We start from the raw sequence: 16,108 nt of genomic DNA on the forward strand, positions 1-16,108 counted from the left end.
AGGGGCTTCTCCTCCCACCTACCCATCAGTACATTGACGCCATGTCTAATACGCCGCTCGCGCCCGCCCCCGTGGCGTCGGAACACGTGGACCTGAGGCCCCGGAACGTGTCCTTCGGCTGGGAGGACACCCCGCTCCACTGGCTGCCCGGCGACCCCTTCGCCGGGCACATGATCAATGTGCTGCACCTCCTGCTCCCCGCGGGAGAGCGCTGGTTCGTGCACGTCTACAAGCAAGTGCTCCCGTACATCGAGGACGAGCGACTGCGGGCGGACGTCGTCGGCTTCATCGGCCAGGAGGCCATGCACGCCACCGCCCACGACGACGTGCTCCCCCACCTGAAGCGGCTGGGGCTCGATCCGACCCCCTACACCGCGCAGGTGGACTGGCTGTTCGAGAAGCTCCTCGGCGACCGGACCCTGCCGCCGGGCCGGGCCCGCCACTGGTGGCTGATGGAACGGGTCGCGATGATCGCGGCGATCGAGCACTACACGGCGTTCCTGGGCGACTGGGTGCTGAACGCCGACGCGCTGGACCGGCGGGGCGCCGACCCCACCATGCTGGACCTGCTGCGCTGGCACGGGGCGGAGGAGGTCGAGCACCGCTCGGTGGCCTTCGACCTCTTCATGCACGTCGACGGCAACTACCGGCGACGGGCCCGCACCTGGGCGACCGCCTTCTCGGCCTTGGTGTTCCTGTGGCAGCGCGGGGTGCGCTTCTTCATGGAGAACGACCCGCACCTGGTGGACGGCAACGCCTCCTTCGGGAAGTTCTTCGTGGCCGGGCAGCAGGGGGTGCTCCCGTCGACGGGAGCGATGCTGAAGTCCATCCCGAAGTACCTCTCCCGCACCTACCACCCCTCGCAGGAGGGCTCGACGGCCCAGGCGGTGGCCTATCTCGCCGCCTCCCCCGGCGCGAACGGCGGGGTGCGGGCATGAGGCGCGCCCTCGCCGTCACGGCCGCCCTGGGCGCGGCCTGGATGACCCGGCGCGCCCTGCAGCGCCGCGTCGACAGGTCCCCGCTCTGGCCGCTGCCGGCCCTGGAGACCCCGGTCTCGGGCCACTCCCCGCGCCGGGCGCTGCGCGCGCTGATCGTCTCCCGTACGGAGCCCGCGCACGGCGTGCTGCAGTTGACCCTGGAGTCACCGGAACTCCCGGCGTGGACCCCGGGCGCGCACGTGGACGTCACCCTGCCCTCGGGCCTGGTCCGCCAGTACTCGCTGTGCGGCGACCCGGCGGACGCCGGCCGGTACACGATCGCGGTCCGGCTGATCGAGGACGGCCGGGGCGGCTCCCGCGAGGCGCACGCGCAACTGGTCGAGGGCGCCGAGCTGGAGCTGCGCCCGCCGCGCAACCGCTTCGAGCTGGTCCCGGCGGCCTCGTACGTCTTCGTCGCGGGCGGCATCGGCATCACCCCGATCCTCCCGATGTTGCGGGCCGCCACGGCGGCGGGCGCCGACTGGACCCTCCTCTACGGGGGCCGCACGCGCGCCTCGATGCCCTTCCTGGCCGATCTCGCGCCCTACGGCGACCGGGTGTCGGTCCTCGCCGAGGACGAGACGGGCCTGCCCGATCTGGCCGCGGTGTCGGCGGCCGGACCGGGCACGGCGGTCTACTGCTGCGGTCCGGAGCCGCTGATGCGGGCCGTCACGGCGGCGGCCGCGGATCCGGCGGCGGTGCACCTGGAGCGGTTCGCCCCGGAGGGCGAGGCCGGTCCGGGGCGGGCCTTCACGGTCGAACTGCGCCGCTCGGGCCGGGTCGTCGAGGTGGCGGCGGACGAGAGCACGCTGGCCGCGGTGCGCCGGGAGCTGCCGGACACCCCGTACTCCTGCGAGCAGGGTTTCTGCGGGACCTGCCAACACCGGGTGCTGGCGGGCGGGGTGGACCACCGCGACGAGCTGCTCACGGACCAGGAGCGCGAGGACTCGATGCTGCTGTGCGTCTCGCGCGCGAAGGGGGACCGACTGGTCCTGGACCTGTGAACGCTCCCCAGTAGGGTGTCCGCATGACAACCGGGGTGCGACGCAGGATGGGTGTCGAGGAGCGGCGGCAGCAGCTGATCGGGGTTGCCCTGGAGCTGTTCAGCAACCGCTCGCCCGACGATGTGTCGATCGACGAGATCGCGGCGGCCGCGGGGATATCCCGGCCGCTCGTCTACCACTACTTTCCGGGCAAGCTGAGCCTGTACGAGGCCGCGCTGCGGCGGGCGGCCGACGAGCTGGCGCTGCGGTTCGTGGAGCCCCGGGAGGGGCCGCTCGGGGCGCGCCTGCTGCGGGTGATGGGGCGGTTCTTCGATTTCGTCGACGACCACGGGCCGGGTTTCTCGGCGCTGATGCGGGGCGGTCCGGCCGTCGGCAGCAGCCGGACGAACGCGATGATCGACGAGGTCCGGCAGGCGGCGTACGAGCAGATCCTCACGCACCTGGGCATCGGGCTGGACCGTACGCCCGCGCGCATGGAGCTCGTGGTGCGGTCCTGGGTGTCGCTCGCCGAGTCCACCGCGCTGATCTGGCTGGACGGGCGCCGGATCCCGCGGAGCGAACTGGAATTGCAGCTGGTGCACGACTTCGCCGCGCTGGCCGCCGTGAGCGCCGCGTACGACGCGGAGATGGCGGGGATCCTCGTACGGATCCTGGCCGACGAACCCGCCGACGGGCCCTTCGGGGAGCTGGTCGGGCGGCTCGTCGGGCTGGTGCCGGGCGGGGCCTCGCAGGAAATCCCCTAGGAACGGGACGGGTCCCGGCCCCGGTGGCGAAGCCGCGTCGAATCCGGGGTGTGGCGGCCGCCCATGATCATCGATAATGCCCGCGTGATCATTGACGACGAGATCCTGTTCCGGCCGGCCGTGGAAAAGGACGCCGGCACGCTCGTGCAGCTGTACGACCAGGCTGCCCGGTGGATGCGCAAGCACGGGATCGATCAGTGGAAGCCGGGCGACAAGGACGCCGAGCACTTCCGGTCGAAGATGCGCGAGGGCGAGGTGTGGCTCGCCGGTGACGCCGACGGGCGCGTCTGCGGGGCCTACGAGTTGTGGTGGTCCGACGAGGAGGCCTGGGGAGTCCAGCCGCCCGTGGCGGGCTACGTGCACCGGCTGATGGTGGCGCGCGAGGTGGCCCCCGCGGGGGCCGGGCGGCGGCTGCTCGAACACGCCGAGCGCCGGACCGCCCGGACCGGTCGGGAACGGGCGCGGCTGGACTGCGTCTCCACCAACCCCCGGCTGCTCGCGTACTACCGGGGTGCGGGCTACCGGGTGGTCGGGGAGCTCCCTGACAAGCAGGGGAAGGACGGCAGGACCTACGGGGTGATCCTGCTGGAGAAGCGGCTGGACCGGCTCACCGCCGTGTGAAGACCGAGACGGTGCGGGCGGGGACGGTGAACTCTCCTGTCTTCGCGTCGTACGTGGACCGCTTGACGGTGGCGTCGGAGCCCGCGGCCTGGACCGGGTGCAGCCGGTAGGCGGTGCCGGCGAGGGCGGGCACGCGCTGCGCCGCTCCGGTGGGGGCCGCGTTGAAGACGACCACCAGGTCGCCCAGGGTCATGGTGATCACGCCCGGGGTCTCGTCCTTGCCCGAGAGGGGGAAGGCCAGCCCGGACTGGACGGCCTCCGTCGTGGTGAGGGCGAAGTCCGGCTCGGTGGTGCGGATCCTCAGCAGGTCGCGGTAGGCGGCCGAGGTCGCGCCGATGTCCGTGCAGCTGGGCGCCGGTCCCGTGAGCAGCGGCTTCGCGTAGAGCCACTTCGAGGCGTTGTCGGCGGCCGGGGGCAGGCCGCGGCCGAAGCCGTTGCCGTCCCGGCAGTCCCAGTGGATGGCGTTGAACCAGTCGCCGCTGTCGTAGGAGTTGCGGTCCAGGGACTTGGAGCGGAGCAGGTCGGTGCCCGCCTGGGAGAGGGCCGGGCCCTGCGAGAGGGTGGCCGTCGCCATGGCCAGGACCTGCATGCGGGCCTGGTCGCGGGGGGCGGTGCCGGTCGGGAGTTTGTAGGTCAGGGCGTCGGCCAGGGATTCGTTGTCGTGGGCGTCGGCGTAGGCGAGGGCGTCGCCGGGGGCGGCCGCGTAGCCGGCCGGGGCGCCGTTGTAGTCCACCTCGGCGCCCTTGACGCGGCGGCCGGTGGTGTCGGTGAAGGCGTACGAGGCGAGGTTCCCGGAGAGCCCGACCTTGATCAGGTCCTGGGCGTGCAGGAGGCGGGCCTTCTGCTGTTCGGGGGTGCCGTTCGCGGGCGAGGCGTTCGGGGCGGTGAACAGGCCGGACGCGAAGCCCTGGACGCGCGGGTCCTCGTCGAAGGGGCCGCCGCCGCGGACGGCGTCACGGGCCCGGTCGGAGAAGGTGGCGATGCCGGTGCCGGCCATGTTCTTCTGCGTGGCCTGCACGAAGCGGGCGTCGTCGGCGATCTCGCCGAAGTTCCAGCCCTCCCCGTAGAGCACGATCTTCTTGCCGTCGACGCCGTCCTTGGCGACGGTCAGCGCGTCGAGGGCTGCGCGGACGGCCAGGATGTTGGCCTTCGGGTGGTGGCCCATCAGGTCGAAGCGGAAGCCGTCGACCTTGTACTCCTTCGCCCAGGTGACGATCGAGTCGACGACCAGGCGCCCCATCATGGCGTTCTCGGGGGCGGTGTTGGCGCAGCAGGTGGAGGTGGCGACGCTGCCGTCGGCCAGCAGGCGCTGGTAGTAGCCGGGGACGACGCGGTCCAGGACGGACTTGTCGGCCTGGCCGGCGGCGACGGTGTGGTTGTAGACGACGTCCATCACCGTGCGCAGCCCGGCCCCGTTGAGGGACTGGACCATCCTGCGGAACTCGACGGTGCGGGCCGTGCCGTTCGGGTCGCTCGCGTAGCTGCCCTCGGGGACGGTGTAGTGCAGCGGGTCGTAGCCCCAGTTGTAGGCGTCCTTCGCGGCCGCGGCGGCCACGCAGGCCTGCTGTTCCTGCGAGTCCGGCGCGTACACCGTGAGGTCGCAGGCGGGCTCGGTGCGGTCGGCGGCCTTCTCCGGGATGGTGCCGATGTCGAAGGCCGGCAGGAGGTGGACGTACGAGGTTCCGGCGGCGGCCAGGTCGCGCAGGTGCCGCATGCCCGCCGAGGCGGTGTCGGTGAAGGCCAGGTACTGGCCGGGGTGGGTGGTGGTGCGGTCCGCGACGGAGAAGTCGCGGATGTGCAGCTCCTGGATCTGCGCGGAGGTGAAGGGGACGGGCGCGGGCTTGCGCAGCGTCTTCCAGCCGGGCGGGGTGAGCTTGGGGTCGGCCAGGTCGACGACGAGGCTGTGGACGGAGTCCGCGGTGAGGGCGGTGGAGTAGGGGTCGGTGACGAGGTTGCGGACCACCTGGCGGGTGCTCGGGGCCCAGACGGTGACGTCGTAGCGGTAGGGCTTGCCGGTCCAGGAGCGTTCGCCGCGCACCGACCAGACGCCGGTGGCGTCGTCGCGGCGCATGGCGAGCGTGCGGCCGTCGAGTTCGAGGGAGACCTGCTGGGCGGTGGGGGCCCAGACGGAGAGGGTGGGGCGGCCGTCCTTGAAGACGGGGCCGAGGGAGGCGGTGGTCGCGTACAGGTCGTCGAGGACGCCGGCGAGCTGGACGCCGGTGGCGGCGAGGACGGCGCCGTTCGCGGCGCGGGCGCTCGCGACGAGCTGGCCGCGCAGGGCCTCGCGGACCCGGTCGCGGTCGCGCGGGTCGACGGTGTGGGCGCCGTACGAGGCCAGGTGCGGGAACTTCTGCTTCTGGGCGGCGGTCAGCTCGGTCCGGGCTCCCAGCCGCAGCCATTCGGCACGGCCGGTCAGGGTGCCGTTCTCGGCCTTGACGGCGCCTTCGCGGGAGGCGAGGAGCTGTACGGAGGCGGCGGTGGCGGGGGCGTTCCAGGCGAGGGTGTCACGGTCGATCCAGACGGCCTGGGACTTGGTGAGGTCCAGGGCGGCGGCGGATCCGGCGGGCTGCGGGAGGAGGTACTTCTCCTGGCCGCCGAGCATCCACACCTCGTGGCCGGTGGCCTTCAGGTCCAGGGACTGATCGGTGGGGAGGTCCTTCTCGTCGCCCTTGTGGAGGATGTAGCTGAGGCCGGTGGCGCCGGCGGCGAGCGGAACCTCGTAGACCGCGCCGTAGGCGTCGGTGCGGGTCGGGAGCAGCGGCTTGGACCAGTCGGTGGGGTTCGCGGCCCCGGTCCACACGTGCAGGCCCCAGCCGTCGTAGGCGGCGTCCGGGCGCTGGTAGTGGAGAACGGCCTTGTTCTGATCCTGCGGCGGGTAGGCGGGGCGGTCGGTGCGGGCCGCCTCCTTGCCCTGCTCCAGCCAGATCTCGCCGGTCTTCGTCACGTCGATGGTGCGGTCGGCGGCGACGTCCTTGTTGCCGTCCTTGTCGATGACGAGGTAGCCGACGGAGGAGGCGCCGGGCTTGAGCTTGACGTACGCGAAGGCTCCGTAGGCGTCGCGGCCGGTGAAGTCGTGGCCGGCGGGCCAGGGGGTGGCTTCGCCGTCGGCCATGTCGCCCCAGGCGTACAGGCGCCAGTTCGTGTAGTCGCCGTCGGGGCGGTTGTAGTGGACGACCGCGTGGTCGCGCTGGGTGGCGGTGGGGATCTCGGTGGGCGGGGCCTGGCCGGCGGCGGAGGCGGCGAGGGCGCTCGCGGTGCGGCCGGCGGAGTCGACGACGACGGCCTTGTAGCGCAGGGCGGTGCCGGCCGGGGTCGTGGCGTCGAGGTGCTGGGTGACCTTGTAGGGGGCGTGGTCGGCGGTGCCGAGGACCTGCCAGTTGTCGGTGCCGGTCTGGGCGGCGAAGACGACGCGGTTCAGGCCGCCGCCGCTGACGTCGGCGGAGAGCTCGACGGTGCCGGTGGCGCCGGGGGCGGGGGCCTTGAGGGTCAGGGTGGGCTTGACGGCCGGCTTGGCGGCGGGCGTCACGGCCTGGAGGACCACGGAGCCGAGGGCGGGGACCGGGACGGTGAGCTTTCCGGCCGCCGAGGCACGGATCAGCGCGGTGCCGCCGTACAGGGTGCGGTACTGGGCGCCGGCCGGGGCGTCGATCTCGACGGTGCGGGAGTCGGCGCCGTTGTTGGCGGCGACCAGGTACTCGGTGCGGGTCTTGGTGTCGGTGCGGGCGAAGGCGTAGACGGAGCCGTCGGAGAAACGTTCACTCTGGACGCCGTCGCGCAGGGCCGGGTGCGCCTTCGTCAGCTTCGAGAGAGCACTGATCTGCTTGTAGAGCGGGTGTCCCGGATCGTAGGCATCGCTCGCGTGTGTGCGCACCGTTCCGAGCTGGTCGTCGTCCAGGTAGTCGGCGACCTGCGTGGCGAACAGCGGCTGCCGGGCGTCCTTGTCGCCGCCGGCACCGGTGAAGCCCTGCTCGTCACCGGAGTAGATCACCGGATTGCCCCGGGCGAAGAACATCAGCTCGTTGGCCAGCCGGTAGCGCTCCAGCAGCTCCTGCTCCCCGGCCCCCGGCCGGTCCTGCTTCAGGAAGGTGGCGAAGCGGCCCATGTCGTGGTTGCCGAGGAAGGTCACCTGCTCGTAGGCGTTCGCCTTGCCGGAGGTGTACCGGTAGTCGTCGCCGAGGACGGAGGCCAGCCGGCCGGCCGGCGCGCCCTGGGAGGCGTACGCGCGGATGGCGTCCTGGAGCGGGAAGTCGAGCGTGGCGTCGAGCTTCCCGCGCGTCACGTACGGGGAGGTGACGGCGGTGTCGGCGGAGTAGACCTCGCCGAACATGAAGAAGTCGTCGCGGCCGCGCTTGGCCGCGTAGGTGTCGAGGGCGGTCGCCCACTGCGTCCAGAACTCGGTGTTGACGTGCTTGACCGTGTCGATCCGGAAACCGTCGATCCGGAAGTCCCGCACCCACTTCTCGTAGATCTTCTCCATCCCGCTGACGACCTCGGGACGCTCGGTCCACAGGTCGTCGAGACCGAAGAAGTCGCCCTGGTCGGAGGACTCACCGGCGAAGGTGGAGTCACCGCGGTTGTGGTACATCGTCGGGTCGTTCAGCCAGGCCGGCACCTTGAGGTTCTTCTTCGCGTCCGGCACGAAGGGGGTCCTCGGGAAGGACTCGCCGTCCACCTTCGGGAACTTCCCCTTGCCGGCGGCGTAATCGGCATCGTCGAAGGGCACCCCGTCCTTGGTCAGATAGGGGAACGCCCCCTTCGACAGGTACGAGTAGGACGCCTCCCGGTAGTCCACGACATCGGCGGTGTGGTTGGTGATGACGTCGAAGAAGACCTTCATCCCCTTCCCGTGCGCCTTGTCGATCAGCCGCTCCAGGTCGGCGTTCGTCCCGAAGTGCGGGTCGACCTGCGTGAAGTCGGTGATCCAGTAACCGTGGTAGCCGGCGGAGACATCGGCCCCCTTGCCCTGCACCGGCTGGTTCTTGAAGATCGGCGCCAGCCAGATGGCCGTGGTGCCGAGCCCCTTGACGTAGTCGAGGCGGTCGGTGAGTCCCTTGAGGTCACCGCCCTGGTAGAAGCCCTTGTCCGTGGGGTCCAGGCCGGTCTCCAGGCGCGACCCGGTCAGGCCGCCCCGGTCGTTGCGCGGGTCGCCGTTCGCGAACCGGTCCGGGAGCACGAAGTAGAACTGCTCCCGGGTCAGGTCGTGCCGGGCCGGTTCGGCGGCCAGTTTCGCGTCCGAGGGCGGCGCGGGTGGCCTGGCCGGTGCGGCCGAGGCGGGGAGGGCGGGCAGGAAGGTCACGGCCAGGGCGGCGGCGAGCACTCCTGCGGCAGGGCGTATCAAGGCAGGTCTCCTTGTGTACGTGTCGCATGGATGAGGGCCGCCCGGCCTGGCGGGGAGGATGATGCCGGGCGGCCCTGGTCGGTGGAGCGGCGGCTCAGCTGCGCCAGGTGTCGGTCAGCGTGACCTTGCCGCTCGCGGGGACGGTGGCGGTGCGGTTGGCTCCGCTCTCCCAGGTGACGTTCCCGGCGGCGTCCTTGCGGAGGTACTTGTACGAGAACGCGGTCCCGGCCGGGAGCGTCACGTCGAGCTTCCAGACGGGGTACGCGGCCGGGTCGAGCTTCGGCGCGCCGCCGGTGTTCCAGGCGCCGAGCTCGGCGCGGTCACCGGTGACGTAGATGTTCTGTCCGGGCACGGTGGTCGCGGCGACCCCGAAGGAGGCCCCGGCGGGGCCCGCCGGGGTACCGGAGCAGGTACGGGCCCCGGCGTGCAGGGCCAACGCGGTCCCGGCGGCGACCGTGGCGGTGAACTGCCCGCCCGAGCCGACGGTGACGGTCCGTCCGCTCTGCACGTCGCAGTAGTCGCCGCCCGGCAGCGAGGTCTGGAAGGTCCGGGTCAGGGCGGAACCCTCGTGGTTGATCGCCACATAGGCCTTGGTGTCGCGCCCGAAGGCGATCTGGTCGCCGCCGTTGTCCCACCAGTTCGTGACGCCCTGACCGCGGGCCGCGTTGCGGAAGCCGACCATGGAGGAGATCTCCCGCCAGGCGTGCTGACACTTCCAGCCGTCGGAGTAACAGGCGCTCACCGCGCCCCCGCCCGGCGGACCGGCGTCCTTGTCGCTCCACTCGTAGCCGGAGTGCACGTCCGGGGCCCCGTAGGGCCAGGCCAGCGCGAACACACCGGCCAGCGTGTAGGCGGACCCGTCCTTGTAGGTGAGGGTGTCGCCGCCGCGCTCGGTGTCGTGATTGTCGACGAAGACCCCGGCCTGCCCGCTGGGCATGTAGCCCCAGGCCTCACCGAAGTTCTTCAGGTAGGCGAGGTTCTCGCTCTGGAAGACCCGCTTGAGGTCCCGGGCGTACCGGAACTCCTGCACGTCGCCGTTCCCGAGGTACTCGCTCGGCGAGACGGCTTCCCCGGCCCCGTATATCGCTTCCTGCTTCCAGTACACGCCCGGCTTGGTCAGCCGTGACTTGATGTTGGCGAGGTCGGCGGCGGGCATGTGCTTGGCGGCGTCGATCCGCAGGCCGTCCACGCCGAGCGACAGCAGGTCGTTGAGGTATCCGGCGATGCGCCCGCGCACGTAGTCCTCACCGGTGTCCAGGTCGGCGAGCTGTACGAGCTCGCAGTTCTGGACGTTGCCCCGGTCCTGGTAGTTCGATATCGAGGCCCGACAGTCGTCCATGTCGGCACCCGAATAGAGCCCCGGGTAGCCGTACTTCGTGTACGAAGTTCCCCCGGTCCCGGTGAAGGTGGCCCCGGCGTCCGCCGGACCGGCCATGTGGTTGATGACGGAGTCGACGACGACCTTCACCCCGGCGGCATGACAGGTGTCGACCATGGCCTTGAAGGCGGCCCGGTCACCGAGCCGCCCGGCGATCTTGTAGCTGACGGGCTGGTACGAGGTCCACCACTGCCCGCCCTGCACGTGCTCCTGCGGCGGCGACACCTGCACGTACCCGTACCCGGTGGGTCCCAGCGAATCGGTGCAGGCCTTGGCCACGGAGTCGAAGCGCCACTCGAACAGGACGGCGGTGACGTCCTTCTCGCCGGGAGGCGCGGCGGCGGCCGGCGGCCCGACGGCGGTGAGGGTGGCGGCGGCAAGCGCACCCGCGACGACGGCGCGGGCTGTCTGCAGGGTTCTGCCGTTCCTTGCGGTGCGGGGCATGTGGGGCCTCCTGGCGGAGAGGTGGGGATTGCAGGCGACCGTATGGGCCCACCCACAGCCCTGCAATACCTTGCGCAAGAAATTGCAGAATTGTTTCTCGCGTGTGTCCTACGGGACTTGAGCGGGAGCCGACAGGGCGGGGTCGGGTGGTGGGGCGGAGGCTCCGGCAGGCGGGAGCCGATCGACCAGGGTCGAATGGTGGGGCGTCGAAAGATCGTGCGGGAGGAGGTAGGGTGACGCCCGTCAATTGAACTTGTTCAAATGAGGGGGCGGCGTGGACCGGTTCGGCAGCGGCATGCCATCGCGGATACGGCTGGGTGTCGTGCGGTGGTTGGCATTCGGCGCCCTGGCGGTGGGGCTGGCGGTGGGATTCGCACTCGCCGACCCCACCAGCCTGAGGCCGGACTACACCGACGCCTCTGTCCCGTTGGGCGTACTGCTCATCGCCACGATCGGGGCGATGGTGGGCTTCGTGATCGCGCTGACACTCCGGAAGCCCGAGGCGGCCTGGTGGGCGGCCACTTCGGCGATGGTCGCCCCGGCGGTCCTCCTGACGATCGCCTCGGCGGGGATGGGCACCTGGTTCCCTTGGTGTGCCGTTGCCCTCTGCGTGCCGCTCATCGCCATGTTCGTGTGCCTCCGACACGAGCGGCCGGAGCCGGAAGACACGGACGCGGGCCCCGCGCGTGGGGCCCGCAGGGCCTCGGTCGTCCTGTCTGCCGTCGCGCTGGTGGTCTCGATGTTCTCGGGGGCGGGCATGGAGGACATCGACTACTCCGGTACATGGACCAACCACGAGCACGGTGTCACCCTCACCATGAGCAGCTCATCCGGCGGGCGGTCGAGCTACACCCTGACGTCGGAGACGTGTTCGGAGGAGGCCGACTGGACTCTCGACCACCCGCAGATGTCGACTTCGGTCCAGGTCTGGCTGCTCCGGGACAGCGGGACCACGCGTTGCATACCCGGCCCCGACAGCATCCGGCTGCGCGTCGTCGGCGGCACCGTCGCCAAGCCTGTCCTGAGCACGAACGGCCCGAGCGGCGTCTCCTGGGTCCTCACCCGGCAGTGACGGGAGCCATGACCGATGCCGCCCACCGCGCCGCTGGGCTGCACGCCGACGCCGCGTGGGGTTCCGGACGTACGGAGAGTGCGCCCCGACCTCCCCGCCGCAACCCACCAGCAGCCGCATCGGGCGGACCGGACGGCCTACAGACATTCTGACGGGCGGTAATCATTCGATTCCAATTCCTGCCTATTACTGCCGAGTTCGTCTCATCCAGTGGGTTCTCGCGCCGTCCCGGCGCGCTGCCCGACCGCGCTTCGAACCAGGCCGATATCCCTGGAACGTCACGCGAGGCGTCGGGAGGCAGAAAACGATGGTTGAGCGAAGGAATTTCCTCATGGCCGGTGCCATGGGAAGTGCGGCGGTGCTTTCAGGGGGTTTCGCGGGAGCTCAGGCGCACGCGGATCCTGGGCCCGGCCACAGTCACGGGCACGGTTCGCCGGACCCGGACACGCCGATTCCGCGGACGCCTCCGCTGGAGAAGTACGTCGACCCGTTGCCCACGCCGGAGACGGCCGTCCCGGACACCTCCACCTATCCGGGCGCCGACTACTACGAGGTCACGATGCGGCCGGGCACGTGGCAATTCCACCGGGATCTGGGGCCGGCCGACGTGTGGGGCTACTGGGCCAAGAACCCGCACGATCGACACGAGCCGATCGGCATGGGCTATCTCGGGCCGACCATCAGCGTGATCAAGGACCAGCCGACGGTCGTCAAGTACCGCAACAAGCTGCCGACCACCCACCTGTTCCAGTTCGTGATCGACAAGATCCGCAGCGGGGACCCCCAGCTCGCTCCGATCGCCCCGCCTCCCTACGAGAGCGAGCCGCCGTTCCCCGAGAACGTCAACGTGTGGAACGTCGTGCACCAGCACGGCGGTTTCACACCGCCGCAGTCCGACGGCATGCCGCTGCACTCGTTCAGCCCGGACGGCGTCCACGCCGAGTCCTACACCACGCTGGAGCCGGACCGCGTCGAACGCAACGAGGCGATCTGTGCGTACACGAACCACGAACGCTCGTCCATGCTCTGGTACCACGATCACGGCATGGGGATGACCAGCGTCAACGTCTACGCGGGCCTGGCCGGCCTGTACCTCATCCGCGACCCCGCCGACGAGCGGCTCGGGCTGCCGCAGGGCGAATTCGAGGTACCCCTCATCCTGCAGGACCGGACCTTCCATCCGGACGGCAAGCTCGCCTACACCATGACCCAGCAGGAGGGCGAGGACACCCCGGTCGTCAACGGCAAGGCGTACCCCTTCCTGGCCGTCGAGCCGCGGCGCTATCGGCTCCGGATCCTCAACGCCTCGAACGAGCGTTTCTGGCGGCTGAGGATCGATCCGCCCCGGGACGTGGTGCTCCAGCCCAATCTTCCGTTCTGGCTGATCGGCACCGACGGCGGCTTCCGCGCCCCACTGCAGATGCTGAATTTCCTGATCGGGCCCGCCGAACGCTACGACCTGATCGTCGACTTCAGCGGGATGCCCATGGGCTCGAAGTTCACGTTGACGAACTACCACGCGCCGGTGCACTACCCCGGCGTGCCCGGCCAGGGGCCGGAGATCTCGGAGGTCATGCAGTTCCAGGTCACCAAGCCGCTGTCCGGTGCGGACAGGACCACGCCGCCCAAGCAGCTGAAGCTGCCGGTGGTCGCGCCCAACGAGCCGGAACCGGACATCCACCGGCGGGAATGGGTCGTCTACCAGCACAAGCTGTTCAGCACGATGACGTTCAACGCGGTGCCCTTCATGGAGCCGTCCCAGGACTTCATCAAGGCGGGAGAGAAGGAGATCTGGGAGTACGTCAATCCCAACCACGACGCCCACCCGATGCACGTCCACCTGGTCAACTTCCAGGTCTTGAACAGGCAACCGATCGACGCGGCCGCCTACCAGGCGGATTACGAGAAGTGGATCGACGGCGGCCGCAAGGCCTCGGACAAGCCGGTCCTGGCGAACTATTTCACCGGCCCGCCGATTCCGCCGGACCCGGACGAAGCGCTGTCCTACAAGGACACCTTCAAGTCCTATCCGGAGACGGTGACCAGAATCGTCACCGACCCCTGGAGCCCGCCGATGGAGCCGATCGCGGGGATCGCGAACAGCGGAACCGAGCTCCCCGCGACGTACGTCCACCACTGCCATCTCCTCGAACACGAGGACGACGACCTGATGCGCCCGTTCACGATCGTCGACCCCGACGCCCCCCTCCCCGTAGACCAGGACGGCGGCCACGGGGGCGGCGGCCACGGCCACTGACGGCACCGCTCCCGCCCTCCCCTGCCCGACCGTCCCCCGCGGCCGCCATACTGGGGGGAGCCGGCAGGAAAAGGGATGAGGGCGGATGAACGAGCGCGACGAGGCCGTGCCCTGTGCCGACCCGGGCGGCGAAGAACGTCCGGTGGACGCGGAGGCCGAAAGGCTGGGGCAGCGGGTGGAGTTCCTGTTCGTCCACGTGCAGCCCCTCGGTCGGCGTTTCACCCTTCAAGAGGTGGTCGACGGGGTGCGCGACGGGGCGCGTCCCGGAGATCCGAAGATCTCGGTCGGCAGGCTGTGGACCCTGCTCAAGGGCAGGGTCGGCAACCCCACGGTCGGCACCCTGCGTGCGCTGGGCGAGTTCTTCGGGGTGCCGATGGCCTACTTCGTCGACGACGAGGTGGCCGACCGGGTCTCCGCGCAGCTCGCCCTGATCGCGGCCATGCGGGCCAACGACGTCCGGTCGGTGGCGCTGCGGGCCGCGGCGGTGGCCACGATGTCGTCCCACGGCGTGGACACCGTACGGTCCCTGGTCGAGCGCAGCGCTCTGCTCGAAGCCGGTCGGGAGACCGAGCAGGAGACCGGCCAGGCGGTCGACCCGCGCGCCTGAGTCCCGCCCGAACACCTGTCTCCTAGTATCGCGTCGGGGAAACAGGGGATGCGGCTGGGGGGCTGGGTACCAAAGTGGAACAACGCAAGTGGCGCGCGTTCAAGGCACACTGTGCCGATCTCATCGGGCCGTTGCAGGTGCCGCGCCCGTTCACGATCACGAATCTGTCCGCGCTGGTGGCCAAGCGGCGCGGGCGGCCGTTACGGCTGCTCCCGCTGCCTGGCGGTGACAGCGGGGAATCGGGCGTCTGCGGGATGTGGATCGCCTTCGCCGATACCGACCACGTGTACTACTCCGAGGTCACCAGCCCGGTTCACCAGACGCACATCATCCTGCACGAACTGGCCCACATGCTGCTGGACCACCAGCAGACCGGTGCGCCGCAGGAGGCGAGTCTGGAGCGTCTCTTCCCCGACCTGGATCCGGCGATGGCGGCCCGGCTCCTCGCCCGGGGCCGCAGCGGGGCCAGCGGCGAGCAGGAGCAGGAGGCGGAGCTCATGGCCTCGCTGATGTGGCAGCACTTCGACGTGGTCCCGGCCGCGCTGCCGTGCGCCTCACCCACGTCGTCGAATGCCCTGCACCGGGTCATGAGCACGTTCACCGACGCGTACGGATGGGGCGGTTCGCGTGCGTCCCTTTGATCTCGTGGTGCTGCCGCTGGTCTGGGTGCTCACCGCATGGAGCCTGTTGGGGTTACGGCGGGCGGCCGGCCGCGACCGGGGGATGCGGGCCCTGTGGGCCATGTGGGCGCTGTGGGCCGTCGCCTTCACCGTGGGGGTCCCGGCGGTCCGGCGGGTGATCGACGCGGTGCTCGGCGTCGCGAGTGTCACCAACCTTCTGGTACATCTGCTGGCGCTGGCTGCGACGTCGGCGATGGTGGAGTTCGTCCGTGAGCTGACCGGGCGCTCCCAAGGGCGCCCGTCACGGGTGAACCTCATCGGGCTGGCGGTCGCGATGGCTCTTCTGACCTCGGTGTTCGCCGTGATGCCCCGTCCGAATGGCGATGTCGACCTGCTGACCTACAGCCAGAACTCACCGGCGGGGTTCCTCTACTGGATCATCGTGACCGGGGTCGTCGCCATCGGCCTGGCGGCCTGCGCCGTGCTCTGCTGGATCCACGGAAGCCACGCCCATCCGGGTCCGGTGCGTACGTCGTTGTGGTTGATGCGGCTCTCGATGCTCCTCGGGACCATCTACCTGGCGCATCGGCTCGCCTATCTGACAGCCCGGTACCTGCGGCTGCAGTGGTTCGATTCCGCGGTGGTCAGGGCGATCACCCAAGCCCTTCTGGTGCTCACGCTGCTTCTCCTGGCCCTGTCCGTGCTGTGGCCCGCCCTGGCCGGCCACCGTCAGCGCCGGATCGCCGCGCGGCAGGGCCGGCGGATCGCTCCGCTGTGGCGGCTGCTGCAGACCGCGACACCGGAGGTGGTGCTTGCGCTGCCCGACGAGTTGCATCGTGGTAACCCGCGGCTGCGGCTCTACCGGTACGTGATCGAGGTCCGGGACAGCATTCTCGCCCTGGAAGGACATGTGGGTGCGGCGCATGTGGCGGCCGCCGAGGCGCAGCTGCGAGCGGCCGGGTTCGGCGGCGACCGCTTGGCACCCGCCGTGGAAGCGGCGGTCCTGCGGTACGCCATCGCCGCCGAACTCGGCCTTCGCGAGAAGGC

11 protein-coding genes are annotated in these 16,108 nt (G+C 70.6%); 9 read left to right on the forward strand and 2 right to left on the reverse strand.

Annotated features, from left to right (window positions below; all coding sequences use genetic code 11):
- Positions 1-41 precede the first annotated feature (41 nt).
- The 4 genes from AB8A24_RS31350 (at position 42) to AB8A24_RS31365 (ending at position 3,345) form a co-directional block, all read left to right on the forward strand.
- Complete coding sequence (locus tag AB8A24_RS31350; RefSeq protein WP_328963605.1) at positions 42-938, forward strand: metal-dependent hydrolase; 897 nt, start codon at positions 42-44, stop codon at positions 936-938.
- Positions 935-1,981: a 2Fe-2S iron-sulfur cluster-binding protein gene (locus AB8A24_RS31355; RefSeq protein WP_369478185.1), complete on the forward strand. Its 1,047-nt coding sequence runs from the start codon at positions 935-937 to the stop codon at positions 1,979-1,981. The genes AB8A24_RS31350 and AB8A24_RS31355 overlap by 4 nt, the downstream gene beginning before the upstream one ends.
- A gap of 23 nt (positions 1,982-2,004) precedes the next feature.
- Complete coding sequence (locus tag AB8A24_RS31360; protein WP_328963603.1) at positions 2,005-2,724, forward strand: TetR/AcrR family transcriptional regulator; 720 nt, start codon at positions 2,005-2,007, stop codon at positions 2,722-2,724.
- Between the two features lie 84 nt (positions 2,725-2,808).
- Positions 2,809-3,345: a GNAT family N-acetyltransferase gene (locus AB8A24_RS31365; protein WP_037865019.1), complete on the forward strand. Its 537-nt coding sequence runs from the start codon at positions 2,809-2,811 to the stop codon at positions 3,343-3,345.
- Here AB8A24_RS31365 and pulA read toward each other — a convergent pair.
- Both pulA and AB8A24_RS31375 read right to left on the reverse strand, forming a co-directional pair.
- Positions 3,332-8,641 carry a pullulanase-type alpha-1,6-glucosidase gene (gene pulA / locus AB8A24_RS31370; protein ID WP_328966003.1) on the reverse strand — a complete coding sequence of 1,770 codons (5,310 nt, stop codon included), beginning with the start codon at positions 8,639-8,641 and terminating at the stop codon, positions 3,332-3,334. The two genes, AB8A24_RS31365 and pulA, sit on opposite strands and share 14 nt — an antisense overlap.
- Positions 8,642-8,777: 136 nt before the next feature.
- Positions 8,778-10,505 carry a carbohydrate-binding module family 20 domain-containing protein gene (locus AB8A24_RS31375; protein WP_328963602.1) on the reverse strand — a complete coding sequence of 576 codons (1,728 nt, stop codon included), beginning with the start codon at positions 10,503-10,505 and terminating at the stop codon, positions 8,778-8,780.
- A gap of 331 nt (positions 10,506-10,836) precedes the next feature.
- Between AB8A24_RS31375 and AB8A24_RS31380 the strand changes: the two genes are divergently transcribed.
- From AB8A24_RS31380 to AB8A24_RS31400, 5 genes are all read left to right on the forward strand, one after another.
- On the forward strand, positions 10,837-11,577 hold the full coding sequence (locus tag AB8A24_RS31380) for a hypothetical protein (RefSeq protein WP_328963601.1): 741 nt from the start codon (positions 10,837-10,839) through the stop codon (positions 11,575-11,577).
- Positions 11,578-12,067: 490 nt separating this feature from the next.
- A complete protein-coding gene (locus AB8A24_RS31385; RefSeq protein ID WP_328963600.1) occupies positions 12,068-13,834 on the forward strand; it encodes a multicopper oxidase domain-containing protein in 1,767 nt (588 codons plus the stop codon).
- An 85-nt stretch (positions 13,835-13,919) separates the two neighbouring features.
- Positions 13,920-14,441, forward strand: coding sequence for a hypothetical protein (locus tag AB8A24_RS31390; RefSeq protein WP_369478186.1), 522 nt, complete (start codon positions 13,920-13,922; stop codon positions 14,439-14,441).
- Between the two features lie 74 nt (positions 14,442-14,515).
- A complete protein-coding gene (locus AB8A24_RS31395; RefSeq protein WP_266390894.1) occupies positions 14,516-15,082 on the forward strand; it encodes a hypothetical protein in 567 nt (188 codons plus the stop codon).
- A partial coding sequence (locus AB8A24_RS31400; RefSeq protein ID WP_369478187.1) for an MAB_1171c family putative transporter occupies positions 15,069-16,108 on the forward strand: 1,040 nt, incomplete at its 3' end. The genes AB8A24_RS31395 and AB8A24_RS31400, both read left to right, overlap by 14 nt.

Source organism: Streptomyces sp. BF23-19 (assembly GCF_041106355.1).
Classification (GTDB): domain Bacteria; phylum Actinomycetota; class Actinomycetes; order Streptomycetales; family Streptomycetaceae; genus Streptomyces; species Streptomyces virginiae_A.

What these genes read in the sequence shown, in the direction of transcription:
- AB8A24_RS31350 (WP_328963605.1), top strand. Translation starts at nt 42, where the DNA reads ATGTCTAATACGCCGCTCGCGCCCGCCCCCGTGGCGTCGGAACACGTG.
- AB8A24_RS31355 (WP_369478185.1), top strand. Translation starts at nt 935, where the DNA reads ATGAGGCGCGCCCTCGCCGTCACGGCCGCCCTGGGCGCGGCCTGGATG.
- AB8A24_RS31360 (WP_328963603.1), top strand. Translation starts at nt 2,005, where the DNA reads ATGACAACCGGGGTGCGACGCAGGATGGGTGTCGAGGAGCGGCGGCAG.
- AB8A24_RS31390 (WP_369478186.1), top strand. Translation starts at nt 13,920, where the DNA reads ATGAACGAGCGCGACGAGGCCGTGCCCTGTGCCGACCCGGGCGGCGAA.
- AB8A24_RS31375 (WP_328963602.1), bottom strand. Translation starts at nt 10,505, where the DNA reads ATGCCCCGCACCGCAAGGAACGGCAGAACCCTGCAGACAGCCCGCGCC.